The organism is Streptomyces sp. NBC_01244, assembly GCF_035987325.1.
Classification (GTDB): Bacteria; Actinomycetota; Actinomycetes; order Streptomycetales; family Streptomycetaceae; genus Streptomyces.
Genome location: NZ_CP108488.1, coordinates 2,939,387 through 2,956,864 on the forward strand (window position 1 = coordinate 2,939,387; position 17,478 = coordinate 2,956,864).

A 17,478-nucleotide genomic window follows, 5' to 3' on the forward strand; every position below is an offset into this window, starting at 1 on the left:
GCGGTACAGCGGTACAGCGGTACAGCGGTACAGCGATAGACCAGGCCCCGGGCATGATCAGATTTTCTGATCGGGCCCGGGGCCTGTTCACTCTCAACGAAATCCGTAGGTTTCTACGCTGCGGTAACCCCCGGTTCGGGCAGAACGACCTGACCCAGGGCAGGCCCGGCGTCCCGCGTTCCGCCGACAAATGCGAAGATGGGTTCTCGGCAGGACAGGGCCCCCACCACAGGGCCGAAGAAAAAGCGGCCGTATACCAGCCGCCGCCCGGTCACAGAGGACCGGTGCTCGGCGCACATGCATGGAGGACGTGACGTGGCGAACGACGCCAGCACCGTTTTCGACCTAGTGATCCTCGGCGGCGGCAGTGGCGGTTACGCCGCGGCGCTGCGCGCATCCCAGCTGGGTCTGGACGTTGCCCTGATCGAGAAGAACAAGCTCGGCGGCACCTGCCTGCACAACGGCTGCATCCCCACGAAGGCTCTGCTGCACGCGGGCGAGGTCGCCGACTCGGCTCGCGAGGCCGCGCAGTTCGGTGTCAAGACCTCCTTCGAGGGCATCGACATCGCGGGTGTCCACAAGTACAAGGACGATGTCATCTCGGGCCTGTACAAGGGCCTGCAGGGCCTGGTGGCCTCCCGCAAGGTGACGTACATCGAGGGTGAGGGCCGCCTCTCCTCGCCGACCTCCGTCGACGTGAACGGCCAGCGCATCCAGGGCCGCCACGTCCTGCTGGCGACCGGCTCCGTGCCGAAGTCGCTGCCGGGCCTGAACATCGACGGCAACCGCATCCTCTCCTCGGACCACGCGCTGGTCCTGGACCGCGTGCCCGAGTCCGCGATCATCCTGGGCGGCGGCGTCATCGGCGTCGAGTTCGCCTCGGCGTGGAAGTCCTTCGGGGCCGAGGTCACCGTCATCGAGGGCCTCAAGCACCTCGTGCCGGTCGAGGACGAGAACAGCTCGAAGCTTCTGGAGCGCGCGTTCCGCAAGCGCGGCATCAAGTTCAACCTCGGCACCTTCTTCGACAAGGCCGAGTACACCGAGAACGGCGTACGGGTCACCCTCGCCGACGGCAAGACCTTCGAGGCCGAGGTGCTGCTGGTCGCCATCGGCCGCGGCCCGGTCTCCCAGGGCCTCGGCTACGAGGAGAACGGCGTCGCGATGGACCGCGGCTACGTCCTGGTCGACGAGTACATGCAGACCAACGTGGCGACCATCTCGGCGGTCGGCGACCTCGTCCCGACCCTCCAGCTCGCGCACGTCGGCTTCGCCGAGGGCATCCTGGTGGCCGAGCGTCTGGCCGGTCTCAAGACCGTCCCGATCGACTACGACGGCGTCCCGCGCGTCACGTACTGCCACCCCGAGGTCGCGTCCGTGGGCATCACCGAGGCCAAGGCCAAGGAGATCTACGGCGCGGACAAGGTCATCGCCGCGAAGTTCAACCTCGCGGGCAACGGCAAGAGCAAGATCCTCAAGACCGCGGGCGAGATCAAGCTCGTCCAGGTCAAGGATGGTGCCGTGGTCGGTATCCACATGGTCGGTGACCGGATGGGCGAGCAGGTCGGCGAAGCCCAGCTGATCTACAACTGGGAAGCCCTTCCGTCCGAGGTCGCGCAGCTGATCCACGCGCACCCGACCCAGAACGAAGCGCTCGGCGAGGCCCACCTGGCCCTGGCCGGCAAGCCGCTGCACAACCACGACTGATCGTCACGGGCGCGACGACCGACCACATCCGCACATTCGTTAGGAGCAACTGAAACCATGTCGGTTTCCGTAACCCTTCCGGCGCTCGGAGAGAGCGTCACCGAGGGCACTGTCACCCGTTGGCTGAAGGCCGAGGGCGAGCGCGTCGAGGCCGACGAGCCGTTGCTCGAGGTCTCGACCGACAAGGTCGACACCGAGATCCCCTCCCCCGTGTCGGGCATCCTCGCCTCCATCAAGGTCGCCGAGGACGAGACCGTCGAGGTCGGCGCCGAACTGGCCGTCATCGACGACGGCTCGGGCGCGCCGGCCGCGGCCGCCGCTCCGGCCGCCGCCGAGGCCCCGGTCGCCGAGGCCCCCGCGGCCCCGGCCGCCGCCGCGCCGGCACCGGTCGCCGAGGCCCCCGTGGCCGCGGCTCCGGCCGCCGCCGCTCCGGCCTCCGGTACCGATGTCGTGCTCCCCGCCCTGGGCGAGTCCGTCACCGAGGGCACCGTCACCCGCTGGCTGAAGCAGGTCGGCGAGTCCGTCGAGGCCGACGAGCCGCTGCTCGAGGTCTCGACCGACAAGGTCGACACCGAGATCCCCGCCCCGGTCGCCGGCGTCCTGCTGGAGATCCTGGTCGCCGAGGACGAGAACGCCGAGGTCGGCGCCCGTCTGGCCGTCATCGGCGTGGCAGGTGCGGCCCCCGCGGGCGCCCCGGCCGCCGCCGCTCCGGCTCCGGTCGCCGCTGCCGCTCCGGTCGCCGCTCCGGTCGCCGCTGCCGCCCCGGTCGCCGCCCCGGCTCCGGTCGTGGCCGCTCCGGCGCCCGTCGCCGCTCCGGCGCCCGTCGCGGCTCCGGCTCCGGTCGCCCCCGTGGCCCCGGTCGCCCCCGCCGCCCCGGTTTCCGCCGGTGACGAGGGTGCCTACGTGACCCCGCTGGTGCGCAAGCTCGCCACGGAGTCCGGCGTCGACCTGTCCGTGGTCTCGGGCACCGGTGTCGGTGGCCGCATCCGCAAGCAGGACGTCCTGGCCGCCGCCGAGGCCGCCAAGGCCGCCGCTGCCGCCCCGGCGCCGGCTGCTGCAGTGACTGCCGGAGGCCATGCCGCGAAGGCTCCGGCCGCCGCGGTGTCCGAGCTGCGCGGTCAGACGGTCAAGATGACCCGCATGCGCAAGGTCATCGGCGACAACATGATGAAGGCCCTGCACTCGCAGGCGCAGCTCAGCTCCGTGGTCGAGGTGGACATCACCAAGATCATGAAGCTGCGTGAGAAGGCCAAGGCCGGCTTCCTCGCCCGCGAGGGCGTCAAGCTGTCCCCGATGCCGTTCTTCGTCAAGGCCGCGGCCCAGGCGCTGAAGGCCCACGCGGTCGTCAACGCCCGGATCAACGAGGACGAGGGCACCATCACCTACTTCGACTCGGAGAACATCGGCATCGCCGTGGACTCCGAGAAGGGCCTGATGACCCCGGTCATCAAGGGTGCCGGTGACCTCAACCTGGCGGGCATCTCCAAGGCGACCGCCGACCTGGCCTCCAAGGTCCGCGGCAACAAGATCACGCCGGACGAGCTGTCGGGCGCGACCTTCACCATCAGCAACACCGGCTCGCGCGGTGCGCTGTTCGACACGGTCATCGTGCCCCCGAACCAGGTCGCCATCCTGGGCATCGGCGCGACGGTCAAGCGCCCGGTGGTCATCGAGACCGCCGAGGGCACGAACATCGGCATCCGCGACATGACGTACCTGACCCTGTCCTACGACCACCGCCTGGTGGACGGCGCGGACGCGGCCCGGTACCTCTCGGCCGTCAAGGCGATCCTCGAGGCCGGCGAGTTCGAGGTCGAGCTCGGCCTGTAAGGCACTTCGCGGCGCACCTGTCGCGCACGGCGCCCCCGCCCGGGTCACACGTCCCGGGCGGGGGCGCCGTCGTCGTACCCTGGCCCCTCGGGCCGATGGTTGTAACCAGCCTCACCCTGCGCCTCTGACCAGGAACGCATCGCCACGAGCGGCTCCGCCGTATTGTCTACGCATCAGGCCCCGCGTGACCCTGCACACCCACCAGGAGATGAAGCCCCGATGATCACCCCACCCGTCGTGCACTCGCTGCGCGAGCAGATCCGCGAGCACATCGTGGAGGGGATCGTCAGCGGGCGCTGGAAGCCCGGTGAGCGGATCGTGGAGCGCCGGATCGCGGTGGAGCTGGAGGTCAGCCAGACGCCCGTGCGCGAGGCCCTGCGCGAGCTGGAGACGCTGCGGCTGATCGAGTCGGCGCCGAACAAGGGCGTGCGCGTACGGAACCTGTCGGCGGCGGACCTGGAGGAGATCTATCCGGTCCGGGCGGGCCTGGAGCAGATCGCCGCCGAGCTGGCCGCGCCCCGGCTGGCGGCCGACTGCTCGGCCCTGGAACCGCACGTGGCGGCCCTGTGGGAGGCCGACCGCGGTGCGGACGGCACGGCCCAGGTGCGGCACACCGTGGGCTTCCACCGGGAGATGGTGCGGGCCGCCGGCAACAGCGTGCTGCTGCACACCTGGGAGTCCCTGGGCATCGAGGTCTTCACGGCCCTGTCCATCCGGTGGCTGGGAACCGTCCAGAAGTCCTACGCCGAAGAGCACGAGGCCCTGGTGGACGCCTTCCGCAATCAGGACCCGGACATCGGCCTGCTCGTGAAGCGGCACGTTCTGGGCTGCGCGCCGCGGGCTTGATCTCGCCCTTCGAGACCCGCTCGACCGCCCGCTTCATCCCGCTTTGCCCGGCACTGGGTGCCCATTTTCATGGCACCCGGTGCCGACTTTTGTCATATGGACGTTTCTTCGTCACTTTCATTTGATCGATCATCGATCAGCGCCTTACAGTCATCCGCGGACCCCAACCGGGTCCAACGACCCTGTCCTGCCCGTCAGGGATTTCTTCACCACCTCTCCTTTGTCCGGAAGGCGGCGCACACCGATGTCCGACCCCGTAGGAAAGCTTCCGAGCGAGCTCGACCAGCTCCCGGACCGCGACACCGAGGAGACCGCCGAATGGGCGGCCTCACTCGACGCCGTCGCCAAGGCCGCCGGTACGCGCCGCGCCGAATACCTGCTCCGTCGCACCCTTCAGCACGCCGAGGCCGCCGGCCTCGCGCTGCCGAAGCTCCTTGAGACGGACTACGTCAACACCATCCCCACCGCCGCCGAGCCGGAGTTCCCCGGCGACGAGGCGATGGAAGCCCGGATCACCGCGTGGAACCGCTGGAACGCGGCCGCCATGGTGACCCGCGGCTCCAAGTACGGCGTCGGCGGCCACATCGCCACCTTCGCCTCCGCCGCGTGGCTGTACGAGACCGGCTTCCAGCACTTCTTCCGCGGGAAGGAGGCCGACGGATCGGGCGACCAGCTCTACATCCAGGGCCACGCCTCCCCCGGTATCTACGCCCGCGCCTTCCTCGACGGCCGGATCTCCGAGCAGCAGCTCGACAAGTTCCGCCAGGAGGCCGGCGGCAACGGCCTGCCGTCCTACCCCCACCCGCGGCGCCTGCCGTGGCTGTGGGAGTTCCCGACGGTCTCCATGGGCCTCGGCCCGCTCTCCGCGATCTACCAGGCGCGCTTCAACCGCTACCTGCAGAACCGGAGCATCAAGGACACCGCCAACTCGCACGTCTGGGCCTTCCTGGGCGACGGCGAGATGGACGAGCCCGAGTCGACCGCCGCCCTGGCCCTGGCCTCCCGCGAGCAGCTCGACAACCTGACCTTCGTCATCAACTGCAACCTGCAGCGCCTCGACGGTCCGGTCCGCGCGAACTTCCGCGTGGTGCAGGAGCTGGAAGCCCAGTTCCGCGGCGCCGGCTGGAACGTCATCAAGTCGCTGTGGGGCTCCGCCTGGGACGAGCTGTTCCAGCTCGACACCACGGGCGCCCTGGTACGCCGCCTGCGCGAGGTACCCGACGCGCAGTTCCAGACGTACGCGACCCGCGACGTGGCCTACATCCGCCAGCACTTCTTCGGCGCCAACGCCGAGCTCGTGCAGCTGGCCGGTGTGCTCTCCGACGCGAAGATCGCCGAGTGCTTCCACAGCTCCCGCGGCGGCCACGAGCCCCGCAAGGTCTACGCCGCGTACAAGGCCGCCCTGGAGCACAAGGGTGCGCCGACGGTCATCCTCGCGCAGACCGTCAAGGGCTACACGCTGGGCGCCGGGTTCGAGTCGAAGAACGCGAACCACCAGATGAAGAAGCTGACGATCGACGAGTTCAAGGACATGCGTGACCTCCTTGGCCTCCCGATCCCGGACAGCGCCTTCGCCGACGGCCAGGTCCCGTACGGCCACCCGGGCGCGAACAGCCCCGAGGTCCAGTACCTGAACGAGCGCCGCGCGGCGCTCGGCGGTCCGGCCCCGGCCCGCAAGGTCAAGCACGTGGCCCTGCCGGCTCCGGCGGACCGTTCCTTCGCCCCGCTGCTCAAGGGCTCCGGCAAGCAGGAGATGGCCACCACCATGGCCTTCGTCCGGCTCGTCAAGGACCTGATGCGGGACAAGGAGACCGGCAAGCGCTGGGTTCCGATCGTCCCCGACGAGGCCCGCACCTTCGGTATGGAGTCCCTCTTCCCGTCGGCCGGCATCTACTCGCCGCTGGGCCAGACGTACGAGCCGGTCGACCGCGACCAGCTCATGTACTACAAGGAAGCCAAGGACGGCCAGATCCTCAACGAGGGGATCACCGAGGCCGGCGCCATGGCCGACTTCATCGCCGCCTGTACGTCGTACGCGACGCACGGCGAGCCGATGATCCCGTTCTACATCTTCTACTCGATGTTCGGCTGGCAGCGCACGGCCGACCAGATGTGGCAGCTCGCCGACCAGCTCGGCAAGGGCTTCATCGTCGGCGCCACCGCCGGCCGCACCACCCTGACCGGTGAGGGCCTGCAGCACGCGGACGGCCACTCCCACCTGATCGCGTCCACGAACCCGGCGTCGCTCAACTACGACCCGGCCTTCGCGTTCGAGATCGCGGTGATCGTCAAGGACGGTCTGCGCCGGATGTACGGCGAGAAGCCGGAAGACGTCTTCTACTACCTGACGGTCTACAACGAGCCGAAGCCGCAGCCGGCCATGCCCGAGGGCGTGGAAGAGGGCATCCTCAAGGGCCTCTACCGCTTCAACACGGCGGCGGACCTCGCGGAGGCGGCCCCGGCCGCCGACGCCCCGAAGATCCAGCTGATGGCCTCCGGTACGGCGATCCACTGGGCGCTGGACGCGCAGAAACTGCTCGCCGCCGACTGGAACGTGGCCGCCGACGTCTGGTCCGCCACCTCCTGGGGCGAGCTGCGCCGCGACGCGCTGGAGTGCGACGAGGCGCTGCTGCGCGGGGAGATGCGCACCCCGTTCGTCACCCGTGCGCTGGAGGGCGTCACCAGCCCGGTGCTCGCCGTCTCCGACTGGATGCGTCAGGTCCCGGACCAGATCAGCCAGTGGGTCGAGCAGGACTACACCTCGCTGGGTACGGACGGCTTCGGCCTCTCCGACACCCGTGAGGGCGCCCGCCGCCACTTCGGCGTCGACGCCCAGTCGATCGTGGTGGCCGCGCTGGCCCAGCTCGCCCGTCGCGGCGAGGTCCCGGCGTCCTCCATCAAGGAGGCCCGGGAGCGCTACGGCCTGTAGGCCCCGGCGGCCCGTACGGCCGGTGCACCGAACGACCGTGAGGCGGTCCGTTCCTTCGGGAGCGGGCCGCCTTTCGCGTGGGCATGCGGCCGTGCGGGGGTCTCGGACCGGCCTTTCGCGGCACGCGCGGTGGCGGCGAGGGGGTGTACCCGTGATGCTTGAGCGGTGATGGACGAGACGGAGTTCTGGGAGATGGTCGACCGTACCCGCGAGGCCGCCGAGGGCGACCCCGAGGAACACGCCGAGCTGCTCGTGGAGCGGCTGGCACAGCTCGACCCGGACTCCGTCCTGGACTTCGCCCGGCACTTCGAGTCGCGGTACAACCGGGCGTACACCTGGGACCTGTGGGGCGCGGCCTGGGTCCTGCTCGACGGGGCCAGCGACGACGCGTTCGACTACTTCCGGTGCTGGCTGATCGGCCAGGGCCGGGAGGTCTTCGAGGGCGGGGTGCACGACCCGGACCAGCTCGCGGAGCTCCTCGACGAGTTCGACGAGGAGATCGACGGGGACGGCGAGGAGCTGGGGTACGCGGCGGACGAGGCGTACGAGCAGCTGACCGGGTCGGTCGCGCCGGATCTGGGGATCCCGCTGCAGGCGGCGGAGCCGGAGGGCGCCGCGCTGGACTTCGAGAACGAAGCCGTGCTCGCGGAGCGCTTCCCCCGGCTGTGGGACCGCTTCAGGGGCTGACGGGGCCGACGGGCCGACGGGGCCGCCTAGTAGTGCGTGCCGCCGTCGATGCGGATCTCCGTGCCGGTGATGAAGGCACCGTCCTCGGAGCCCAGCATGGCGACGACGCCGGCGACCGTCTGCGGGCCGGCGAAGCCCTGGCCGAGGGCCGGGGCGAGCTTGGCGAACAGGCTCCAGTCGGTGTCCTCGGGCAGGCCGGGACCGGTGCCGGTGGTCATGCCGCTCTCGATGGAGCCCGGTGCGACGGCGACGAAGCGCAGGCCCTGTTTGCTGTACTCGGCGGCCAGCGCGTGGGTCATGGACTGGATGCCGCCCTTGCTGGCCGCGTAGGCGGACATGTAGGGGTGGGCGAAGGACGCCGAGGTGGAGCTGAAGTTGACGACGACCGGCTGGTCGCCCCCGAGCAGCGCCGGGAGCGACTCGCGGATGACCAGGAACGTACCGGTCAGGTTCACCGAGATGATCTTGTTCCAGAACTCGAGCGTGGTCTGGTGGGTGTGCGCGGAGCGCAGGATGCCCGCGGCGTTGACCAGTACGTCGATACCGGTGAGGGCGTCGACGGCGGCGGCCACGCCCGCCTTGACCGCGGCCTCGTCGGATATGTCGAGGACCGCGGTGGTGAGGCGGTCCGCGTGGCCGTCGGCGGCGGCCCGGTCCGCAGTGACCTTGAGACCGGCTTCGTTGACGTCCACGGTGTGGACGCGGCCGCCCTCGGAGAGGATGCGGTGGACGGTGGCCTGGCCGATGCCCGAGCCGCCGCCGGTGATGAGGACGCGACGTCCTTCGTAACGGTTCATGGGGGGAGCGTACTCCCGCGATGGCACGTTTTGCCACCCTGTCAAAACATGCATTTCCGCCTCGGGGCCGGGGTATCCTTCCCCCGTGAGATCCCCTCGTCCGTACTCTCCCCAGGCCGGCCCCGGAGCCCCGTCGCTGAACGAGCGCCGCAAGGCGGCCACCCAGCTCGACATCGCCCGCGCCGCCTGCGAACTCTTCGCCGAGCACGGCCCCGACGGCACCACCGCCGAGGACATCGCCCACCGCGCGGGCGTCGCGCTGCGCACGTTCTACCGCTACTTCCGCAACAAGCAGGAGGCCGTCGCCCCCCTGCTCGCGGGCGGCGGCGACGCCTGGCGCGCGCTGCTCGCCGAAGAGGACCCCGGCACCCCGCTGACCGAGGCCCTGGAGCGCGCCGTCACCCGCTCCCTCACGGACCCCCAGGCCCTCGACGAGGGCCTTGAGGTCACCCGCGGCCTGCTGCGCGCCGCCACGACCGACGAGGCCCTGCGGGCCGTCTGGTACCGGGTCAACCAGGACTCCGAGGAGCGCCTGGTCCCGGTCGTCGCCCGACTCGCCGGCCCGGAGGCCGAACCCCTCGCCGTCCGCCTCCTCGCGGCGGCGGCCACGGACGCGATCCGCATCTCCCTGGAACTGTGGTCCACCACGGACACCCCGCCCTCGGGCCCCGGCTCCCCTGCGGAACTCGCGGTCCGCTGCCTGCGCGACCTCACGGGCGCGATGCCCCTGATGCGCTGAGCGCGCCCGTCAGAGGGCGCGCCCGTCAGAGGAACCTGGCGGACTTCTCCCGCAGGTGCTCCGCGAAGAAGGCGGGGGCGTCGGGCCGCATCCGGGCCAGCGCGACCATCGCCGTGACGATGACGTCGGCGACCTCCGCCTCCACGTCGCTCCACGTGTGCGAGTTCCCCTTGCGGGGGTTGGTCCCCTTGGCCCCGATGACGGCCTGCGCCGCCTCCCCGAACTCCTCCCCGATCTTCAGGATCTGCAGCGTCACGCTCTCCTCGTGCGCCATCCCGCGCTCCCGGTCGTGCTCGTCGAACCGTGCCACGAGGGCCCCGATGGTCTTCCAGGTGTCGTCCATCCCCCGAAGCTAGCGCCGCGCCGGCGCAACGCAGAAGCCCCGCCCCCCTCTGAAGGAGGGGAACGGGGCTTCGTTCGATCAGTGCGTCAGCACGACCACGGCACGGCTTAGAGGTCGAAGTAGAGCTCGAACTCGTGCGGGTGCGGGCGCAGCGCGATCGGGGCGATCTCGTGGGTGCGCTTGTAGTCGATCCAGGTCTCGATCAGGTCGGGGGTGAAGACACCGCCGGCCAGGAGGTACTCGTGGTCCTCCTCGAGGGCCTTGAGGACGTCCTCGAGGCTGGTCGGGACCTGCGGGACGCTCGCGTGCTCGTCCGGGGAGAGCTCGTAGAGGTCCTTGTCGATCGGCTCCATCGGCTCGATCTTGTTCTTGATGCCGTCGAGGCCGGCCAGCAGGAGGGCCGAGAACGCCAGGTACGGGTTCGAGGACGGGTCCGGGGCGCGGAACTCGACGCGCTTGGCCTTCGGGTTCGAGCCCGTGATCGGGATGCGCATCGCGGCGGAGCGGTTGCGCTGCGAGTACACCATGTTGATCGGCGCCTCGAAGCCCGGGACCAGGCGGTGGTAGGAGTTCACCGTCGGGTTGGTGAACGCCAGCAGCGACGGGGCGTGCTTGAGGATGCCGCCGATGTAGTAGCGCGCCATGTCCGACAGGCCCGCGTAGCCGGCCTCGTCGTAGAACAGCGGGTCGCCGTTCGCCCACAGCGACTGGTGCACGTGCATGCCCGAGCCGTTGTCGCCGAAGATCGGCTTCGGCATGAAGGTCGCGGTCTTGCCGTTGCGCCAGGCGACGTTCTTCACGACGTACTTGAAGAGCATCAGGTCGTCGGCCGCGGCGAGCAGCGTGTTGAACTTGTAGTTGATCTCGGCCTGGCCGCCGGTGCCGACCTCGTGGTGCTGACGCTCGACCTGGAGGCCCTGGGCGTCCAGCTCGAGGGAGATCTCGGCGCGCAGGTCGGCGAAGTGGTCGACCGGGGCTACGGGGAAGTAACCACCCTTGTAGCGGACCTTGTAACCACGGTTGTTCTCCTCGGAGCCCGTGTTCCAGGCGCCGGCCTCGGAGTCGATGTGGTAGAAGCCCTCGTTCGCGGAGGTCGCGAAGCGCACGCTGTCGAACACGTAGAACTCGGCCTCGGGGCCGAAGAACGCGGTGTCGGCGATGCCGGTGGAGGCGAGGTACGCCTCGGCCTTCTTCGCGATGTTGCGCGGGTCGCGCGAGTAGGCCTCGCCCGTGATCGGGTCGTGGATGAAGAAGTTGATGTTGAGCGTCTTGTCCTTGCGGAACGGGTCCAGGCGCGCGGTGGTGATGTCGGCACGCAGCGCCATGTCGGACTCGTGGATCGCCTGGAAGCCGCGGATCGAGGAGCCGTCGAAGGCGAGCTCCTCGTTCGGGTCGAACGCGCGCCCCGGGATGGTGAAGTGCTGCATCACACCAGGCAGGTCGCAGAAGCGGACGTCAACGAACTTGACGTCGTTGTCCTGGATGTACTGCGTCACTTCGTCGGCGTTCTTGAACATCCAACTCCTCCTACTCCCGACCCCGGGGCAGGGGCGGGCTTTTATAGCTAGTGGTGCGTCAGTGCGGTGCCGCACGCTGACCCGACCATAAGCAGACGGGGTTTCTCAAGCATGACCCATTTGTTTCGCACAAGTTAACCAGGGTCCCGCCGGAACGGCGCCGAGCGGCACGGGTACCGTGTTCGGGTGGACAAGAGGCAAGCAATCGGATCCTGGCTCTCCGGCCCCCGCGAGGCCGCGGAGGGGATGGGTGCCGACTTCGGGTACCCCGGCAAACAGCTCGGCCTGCCGCAGCAGGGGTCCGGCTCGGTGGCCCGTTTCGGCCGCCGGCTCGGCGCCGTGGCCATCGACTGGATGGCCTGCCAGCTGATCGCGTACGGCCTGATCACGGGCCGTGACTGGAACGGCACGGGGAACTGGACACTGGCGGTCTTCGTCACCCTGGCGATCCTGACGGTCGGCACCGTGGGCTTTACCCCCGGGAAGCGGATCCTGGGCCTCCGGGTCGTTTCGCAGGACGGCGGCCGGCTCGGCTTCGGCCGCGTGGTGCTGCGCACCGCACTGCTCGCCCTGCTGATCCCGGCCCTCGTCTGGGACCGCGACGGCCGCGGCCTGCACGACCGCCTCAGCCGCGCCGTGCAGGTCAGGATCTGAGACGAGGATCCCGGACCGACACCATCCGGGACCGACGCCATCCAGGACCGACAACAGAGGGGCGCCCCGGGCCATCGGCCCGGGGCGCCCCTCTGTGTCGTATACGAAAAGCGGATCAGCGCATCTTTCCGCCGCGCGGCATGCGCATCCCCTTGGGCATCGGGCCCTTCGGGATCGGCATGTTGCTGAGCAAGTCGCCCATGGCCCGCAGTTTGTCGTTGACCTGAGTGATCTGGGGCCCGGACAGCACACGGGGCAGCTTCATCAGGGTCGTACGGACCTTCTTGAGCGGCACCTCGCCCTCGCCCTTGCCCACGATGAAGTCGTGGACCGGGATGTCGGGCATGATCCGGGCCAGCTTCTTCTTCTCGTTCGCGAGCATCGGCTTCACCCGGTTCGGGTTGCCCTCGGCGATCAGGACCACGCCGGCCTTGCCCACGGCACGGTGGACGATGTCCTGCTGCTTGCTCATCGCGACGGCGGGGGTGGTGCTCCAGCCCCGGCCCACGTTGTCCAGTACGGCCGCGGCCGCGCCCGGCTGTCCCTCCATCTGTCCGAAGGCGGCCGTCTCGGCTCGCCGTCCGAAGATGATCGCCATCGCCAGGAACGCCACCAGGAAGCCCAGGATGCCCAGGTAGACCGGGTGGTCGATCAGGAAGCCGATCGCAAGAAAGACACCAAAGGTGACGATTCCCACGCCCGCGACGATCAGACCGACCTTCGGGTCGGCCTTGCGCGTCATCTTGTACGTCAGGGCGATCTGCTTCAGTCGCCCGGGGTTCGCAGCAGTCTCTGCGTTTGACTTCCTCGCCATGCAGCGAAGTTTACGTGGCCTTCTCGGTCCGGGTCGCCGCGGCCTCGAGTACGTGCTCGGTTTCGACCCGGTCCTGGGCCCTGCGGCGGTCTTCGAGCACGGCCGTCCAGGCGTTCCGGCGGGCGCCGCTCATGAGCAGCGACTCCAGGCCGCGGACGGCGTCGGTGAAGGACGGGATGGCGATGGCGCGTACGGGCGCGGCCTGCATGGTGTCGACCCTTTCACGGAGCTCACGCCGGGGGGTGCCGAGCGTGTGTGCGGTGCGTCGAACAATCGTCACTGACTGGTGTTACCAGGGCATGACCGACTGGTCAAACAGTGATGAAACCTTGATGCGGCCCACCAGGACTCTCGCTAGAAAGAGCCTAGGGGCCGCATCGATGCGGTGTTACCCGTAAGTAAGACTTTGTGCGCGAGTTCACATACCTCCCGCACCACGCGTCACTCCGCGCGCATTCAGACCGTCGCGCGCTTCTCCATCGCCTGCTGGTAAAGGCGACCGGCACGGTACGAGGACCGGACCAGCGGGCCGGACATGACGCCGGAGAAACCGATCTCCTCGGCCTCCTGCGCCAGCTCCACGAACTCGGCCGGCTTCACCCAGCGCTCGACGGGGTGGTGCCGCGGCGAGGGCCGCAGGTACTGCGTGATGGTGATGAGCTCGCAGCCCGCCTCGTGGAGGTCCTTCAGCGCCTGGCTGACCTCCTCGCGCTCCTCACCCATGCCCAGGATCAGGTTGGACTTGGTGATGAGGCCGTAGGCCCGCGCCCGGGTGATGACGTCCATCGAGCGCTCGTAACGGAAGCCGGGGCGGATCCGCTTGAAAATGCGCGGCACGGTCTCGATGTTGTGGGCGAAGACCTCGGGGCGGGAGGCGAAGACCTCTTCCAGCAGCTCCGGGACCGCGTTGAAGTCCGGGGCGAGCAGCTCGACCTTGGTGTGGCCGCTCTCGCGGCCCGCCGTCTGCTGGTGGATCTGGCGCACGGTCTCCGCGTAGAGCCAGGCTCCGCCGTCCGCCAGGTCGTCGCGCGCGACGCCCGTGATGGTGGCGTAGTTCAGGTCCATGGTGACGACGGACTCGCCCACGCGGCGGGGCTCGTCGCGGTCCAGCGCCTCGGGCTTGCCCGTGTCGATCTGGCAGAAGTCACAGCGCCGGGTGCACTGGTCGCCACCGATGAGGAAGGTGGCCTCGCGGTCCTCCCAGCATTCGTAAATGTTCGGACAGCCGGCTTCCTGGCACACCGTGTGCAGTCCTTCGCCCTTCACCAGGGCCTGCATCTTGGTGTACTCGGGACCCATCTTGGCCCGCGTCTTGATCCACTCGGGCTTGCGCTCGATGGGCGTCTGGGCGTTACGGACCTCTAGGCGCAGCATCTTGCGTCCGTCGGGTGCGACTGCGGACACGACCGGCTCCCTGTGACTTCGATTCTTCGGCGCCCACCAGGGTACGCCCGTAATTTCATACGCTCTTCACTCGGCCAACCTGCGGGCGGCCCGACCCATTCCCCGGCGTCCCCCGGGATCAGCCCGCAGCGGGCTCTATCTCCCGCGGGCGCGGCTCGGCCTGCTCCAGTACGTCCTTCAGGTGCCGTTCGATCACGGGCAGCACCTCGGCGATGGTGATCTCGCGGCCCAGTTCGTACGAGAGCGAGGTCACACCGGCGTCGCGGATCCCGCAGGGGACGATCCGGTCGAACCAGGTGTTGTCGGGGTTCACGTTGATCGCGAAGCCGTGCATCGTGACGCCCTTGGCGACCCGGATGCCGATGGCGGCGAGCTTGCGGTCCTCGCGGCGCTGGCCGGCGTTGGACGGCGCGTACTCGGGGCCGTTCAGCCGGGGGTCGAACTCCTCGTCGTGCAGCCGCGGGTCGAAGTCCAGCGAGAGGCCGCCGATCTTCGGGCGCTCCTCCACCGGGTCACCGAGCACCCAGACCCCGCTGCGCCCCTCGACACGGGTGGTCTCCAGGCCGAACTCGGCGGCCGTGCGGATCAGCGCGTCCTCCAGCCGGCGGACGTGGGCGACCACGTCGACCGGGCGGGGCAGCTTCATGATCGGGTAGCCGACCAGCTGGCCCGGGCCGTGCCAGGTGATCTTGCCGCCGCGGTCCACGTCCACGACGGGCGTGCCGTCGAGCGGGCGCTCGTTGTCGGCGGTGCGCCGGCCGGCCGTGTAGACCGGCTGGTGCTCCAGCAGCAGGCAGGTGTCCTCGATCTCGTCCGCGAAGCGGGCCGCGTGCACCCGGCGCTGCTCTTCCCAGGCCACCGTGTATTCGACGGCCTCCGGGCCGAAGCCCATGCGGACAAACCCAAGCTCAGCCACCGCGGCGCCTCCTCGTTGAACCTGCCGACGAACTTGCTGTGTGCACCTATCGCACCAAGCAAGGGTACGGCGGCCCCCGCGGGCCCCGTCAGCCGCCCGTCCCGGACACGGCGAAAGGCCCGGAATCCGGGGGTCCGGGGAGCTGTTTCGGCCGTCGGCGGCCCTTCGGCGGCCGGTCCGGGTCCTCGTCCGCCCGGGGCAGCCGGCGGTGCCCTTCGGAGTGGTCGTTCACCCAGCCGCAGACCCCGCACGCGTAACGCCCGTCGAGACCCGCGATGTAGGTCCCGCACCGCCTGCACTCCGCCTCGGTCAGCTCGGGCGCGGCCAGCTCGGGTACGCGCGGCAGGGCCGTGGACTCTGCGTGGCTGTCGTCGCCGTCGGGGCGCTCGCAAGTGCCGGGGGAAAGCTCCCCGGTGGGCCGGCGGGTCATGGGCCGCAGCGTACGCGGGTGGAGGGGGTCCGTCCGTAAAGAGACCCACCGGTTCTGCACACGATCGGATGAATGTGGGACAGAGAGGGCGGTACGGGCAAGGTTCGCCGCTACATTCACGCCGTTCACAGGGCCGGGACTCCGGTCCGTCACGTCAGGAGACCGTGGAGCCGATGACGGAACGACCTGCCCAGCGTGTCCCCAACCGGCAGCTCTCGGCACTGATCGCCGAGGCCGGGTTCTCCAACGCCGGGCTCGCCCGCCGTGTCGACCAGCTCGGTCTGGAGCACGGTCTCGATCTGCGGTACGACAAGACCTCCGTGACCCGCTGGCTGCGCGGGCAGCAGCCGCGCGGCACGACCCCGGCGCTGATCGCGGAGGTGTTCACCCGGCGCCTGGGGCGGCGGCTGTCCGCCCAGGACCTGGGCCTGGACGCGTGCGCCCCGGTGTACGCGGGGCTGGAGTTCGCGGCCACCCCCGAGGAGGCCGTCGACATCGCGAGCGGGCTGTGGCGCAAGGACTCCGGTTCGCACGCCGAACTGCGCAAGATCGCCTTCACCCCGGCCGGTCTGGTGGTGCCCAGCCGGGACTGGCTGATCGGGCGCGCCGACGAGCGGGTCGGCCGGGGCGCCGAGCAGGCCGCCTCGCGCGTTCCCGAACAGGGCCGCCCCGAACAGAGCCGTCCCCTGCCGGGCCGGGCCTCGGTGCCGCGGCAGCGGCAGATCGACCGCGGTCCCGGGCAGCGGGTGACGGGCGGTGACATCGCCGCGCTCAGATCGGTGGGCGAGCTGTTCCGCACCCTGGACCACGCCTACGGCGGCGGCCATGCCCGCCAGGCCCTGGTCCGGTACCTGGAGCACGAGGCCGAGCCGATGCTGCGCGGCACCTACGGGGAGACCACCGGGCGCAGGCTGTTCTCCGCCGCCGCCGATCTGACCCGGCTCGCGGGCTGGACCTCGTACGACATCGCCGCGCACGGGCTCGCCCAGCGGTACTTCGTCCAGGCGCTGCGCCTGGCCCAGGCCGCCGGGGACCGGCCGTACGGGGCGTACGTGCTGATCACGATGAGCCGGCAGGCGGTCTACCTCGGGCACGGCCGGGAGGCGGTGCAGCTGGCCCGGGTGGCCCAGCAGGGCGTGGGCTCGGGGCCGCCGCCGGTGGTGCAGGCGCTGCTGCACTCGGCGGAGGCGCGCGGGCACGCGGTGCTCGGGGAGGTCAGGGCGTCGACGGCCTCGCTGGTGCGGGCCGAGCGGGCGCTGGGCGCGGCCCGGCCGGGGGACGACGTGCCGCACTGGGCGCGGGACTACGACGAGGCGCAGCTCGCGGACGAGTTCGGGCACTGCCACCGGGACCTCCAGCAGTACCGGGCCTCGGCGCAGCACGCGGAGCGGTCCCTGCAGCTGCGGGCGCCCTCGTACGCGCGCTCGCGGCTGTTCTGCCGGGTGGTGCTGGCCACGGCGCGGCTGGGGCTGGGCGAGCTGGACCAGGCGTGCGCGCTGGGTGCGGAGGCGGCGCAGCAGGCGATGGAGATGCGGTCGGTGCGGGCGGTGGAGTACGTACGGGACTTCGAGCGTCGGCTCGAGCCGTATCGGGACGCGTCGGCGGTGCGGGGGTATCGGGACCGGGTGGCCGCCTTGTCGTGACCCTGCGGGTCGGCCGGGGTGTCGGCCGCGGCCCGGGGGCCCGGCGGCCCGGCGGGTGGCTGCGCCGTGGAGTCCCTGCGGGTCGCCTCCCGGGGCTCCGCCCCGGACCCCGCTCCTCAAACGCCGGAGGGGCTGAATTTGCCCTGCGGGCCCGTTTGCCCTGCGGACCGTTTGCCCTGCGGGCGGACCGGTGGGGGCTGGTTTTTTGCCCTGCGGGCGACCAGA

Annotated in this window: 16 protein-coding genes; 8 read left to right on the forward strand and 8 right to left on the reverse strand. The window is 70.2% G+C overall.

All coding sequences use genetic code 11. The features are described from left to right. Positions 1 to 315 precede the first annotated feature (315 nt). From lpdA to OG247_RS13035, 5 genes are all read left to right on the forward strand, one after another. Positions 316 to 1,704, forward strand: a complete 1,389-nt coding sequence (lpdA, locus tag OG247_RS13015; RefSeq protein ID WP_327252390.1) for a dihydrolipoyl dehydrogenase — start codon at positions 316 to 318, stop codon at positions 1,702 to 1,704. Between the two features lie 57 nt (positions 1,705 to 1,761). Further along, complete coding sequence (sucB, locus tag OG247_RS13020; RefSeq protein WP_327252391.1) at positions 1,762 to 3,534, forward strand: 2-oxoglutarate dehydrogenase, E2 component, dihydrolipoamide succinyltransferase; 1,773 nt, start codon at positions 1,762 to 1,764, stop codon at positions 3,532 to 3,534. Positions 3,535 to 3,756: 222 nt separating this feature from the next. Further along, a complete protein-coding gene (locus tag OG247_RS13025; RefSeq protein WP_327257452.1) occupies positions 3,757 to 4,380 on the forward strand; it encodes a GntR family transcriptional regulator in 624 nt (207 codons plus the stop codon). A 244-nt stretch (positions 4,381 to 4,624) separates the two neighbouring features. Then, a complete protein-coding gene (aceE, locus tag OG247_RS13030) occupies positions 4,625 to 7,309 on the forward strand; it encodes a pyruvate dehydrogenase (acetyl-transferring), homodimeric type (protein ID WP_327252392.1) in 2,685 nt (894 codons plus the stop codon). 168 nt (positions 7,310 to 7,477) lie between these two features. Then, positions 7,478 to 7,996, forward strand: a complete 519-nt coding sequence (locus OG247_RS13035; RefSeq protein WP_243330439.1) for a DUF4240 domain-containing protein — start codon at positions 7,478 to 7,480, stop codon at positions 7,994 to 7,996. A 26-nt stretch (positions 7,997 to 8,022) separates the two neighbouring features. Here the strand turns inward: OG247_RS13035 and OG247_RS13040 are convergent, their stop codons facing one another. Continuing rightward, a complete protein-coding gene (locus OG247_RS13040; protein ID WP_327252393.1) occupies positions 8,023 to 8,793 on the reverse strand; it encodes an SDR family NAD(P)-dependent oxidoreductase in 771 nt (256 codons plus the stop codon). A gap of 85 nt (positions 8,794 to 8,878) precedes the next feature. Here OG247_RS13040 and OG247_RS13045 point away from each other — a divergent pair, with 85 nt between their 5' ends. Next, positions 8,879 to 9,532: a TetR/AcrR family transcriptional regulator gene (locus OG247_RS13045; RefSeq protein ID WP_327252394.1), complete on the forward strand. Its 654-nt coding sequence runs from the start codon at positions 8,879 to 8,881 to the stop codon at positions 9,530 to 9,532. Positions 9,533 to 9,557: 25 nt separating this feature from the next. Here the strand turns inward: OG247_RS13045 and OG247_RS13050 are convergent, their stop codons facing one another. Further along, the gene (locus tag OG247_RS13050) at positions 9,558 to 9,875 is read right to left on the reverse strand and encodes a MazG-like family protein (protein ID WP_327252395.1); all 318 of its coding nucleotides are present in this window, start codon (positions 9,873 to 9,875) and stop codon (positions 9,558 to 9,560) included. Positions 9,876 to 9,982: 107 nt separating this feature from the next. Further along, positions 9,983 to 11,392, reverse strand: coding sequence for a type I glutamate--ammonia ligase (glnA, locus tag OG247_RS13055; RefSeq protein WP_327252396.1), 1,410 nt, complete (start codon positions 11,390 to 11,392; stop codon positions 9,983 to 9,985). Between the two features lie 186 nt (positions 11,393 to 11,578). Here glnA and OG247_RS13060 point away from each other — a divergent pair, with 186 nt between their 5' ends. Then, positions 11,579 to 12,046, forward strand: coding sequence for an RDD family protein (locus OG247_RS13060; protein WP_327252397.1), 468 nt, complete (start codon positions 11,579 to 11,581; stop codon positions 12,044 to 12,046). A gap of 115 nt (positions 12,047 to 12,161) precedes the next feature. Here the strand turns inward: OG247_RS13060 and OG247_RS13065 are convergent, their stop codons facing one another. From OG247_RS13065 to OG247_RS13085, 5 genes are all read right to left on the reverse strand, one after another. Further along, entirely contained in the window at positions 12,162 to 12,860 is a 699-nt protein-coding gene (locus OG247_RS13065; protein ID WP_327252398.1) for a DUF4191 domain-containing protein, read from the reverse strand. Positions 12,861 to 12,870: 10 nt separating this feature from the next. Continuing rightward, positions 12,871 to 13,068 carry an SCO2195 family GlnR-regulated protein gene (locus tag OG247_RS13070; RefSeq protein WP_266909348.1) on the reverse strand — a complete coding sequence of 66 codons (198 nt, stop codon included), beginning with the start codon at positions 13,066 to 13,068 and terminating at the stop codon, positions 12,871 to 12,873. Between the two features lie 248 nt (positions 13,069 to 13,316). Beyond that, the gene (lipA, locus tag OG247_RS13075) at positions 13,317 to 14,264 is read right to left on the reverse strand and encodes a lipoyl synthase (protein ID WP_327252399.1); all 948 of its coding nucleotides are present in this window, start codon (positions 14,262 to 14,264) and stop codon (positions 13,317 to 13,319) included. Positions 14,265 to 14,382: 118 nt separating this feature from the next. Next, positions 14,383 to 15,180, reverse strand: coding sequence for a lipoyl(octanoyl) transferase LipB (lipB, locus tag OG247_RS13080; RefSeq protein ID WP_327252400.1), 798 nt, complete (start codon positions 15,178 to 15,180; stop codon positions 14,383 to 14,385). An 88-nt stretch (positions 15,181 to 15,268) separates the two neighbouring features. Further along, positions 15,269 to 15,610 (reverse strand): hypothetical protein, encoded by a 342-nt coding sequence (locus OG247_RS13085; protein WP_327252401.1) that lies wholly within the window; start codon positions 15,608 to 15,610, stop codon positions 15,269 to 15,271. 173 nt (positions 15,611 to 15,783) lie between these two features. Between OG247_RS13085 and OG247_RS13090 the strand changes: the two genes are divergently transcribed. Next, positions 15,784 to 17,253 (forward strand): regulator, encoded by a 1,470-nt coding sequence (locus OG247_RS13090; RefSeq protein ID WP_327252402.1) that lies wholly within the window; start codon positions 15,784 to 15,786, stop codon positions 17,251 to 17,253. The last annotated feature ends 225 nt before the right edge of the window (positions 17,254 to 17,478 follow it).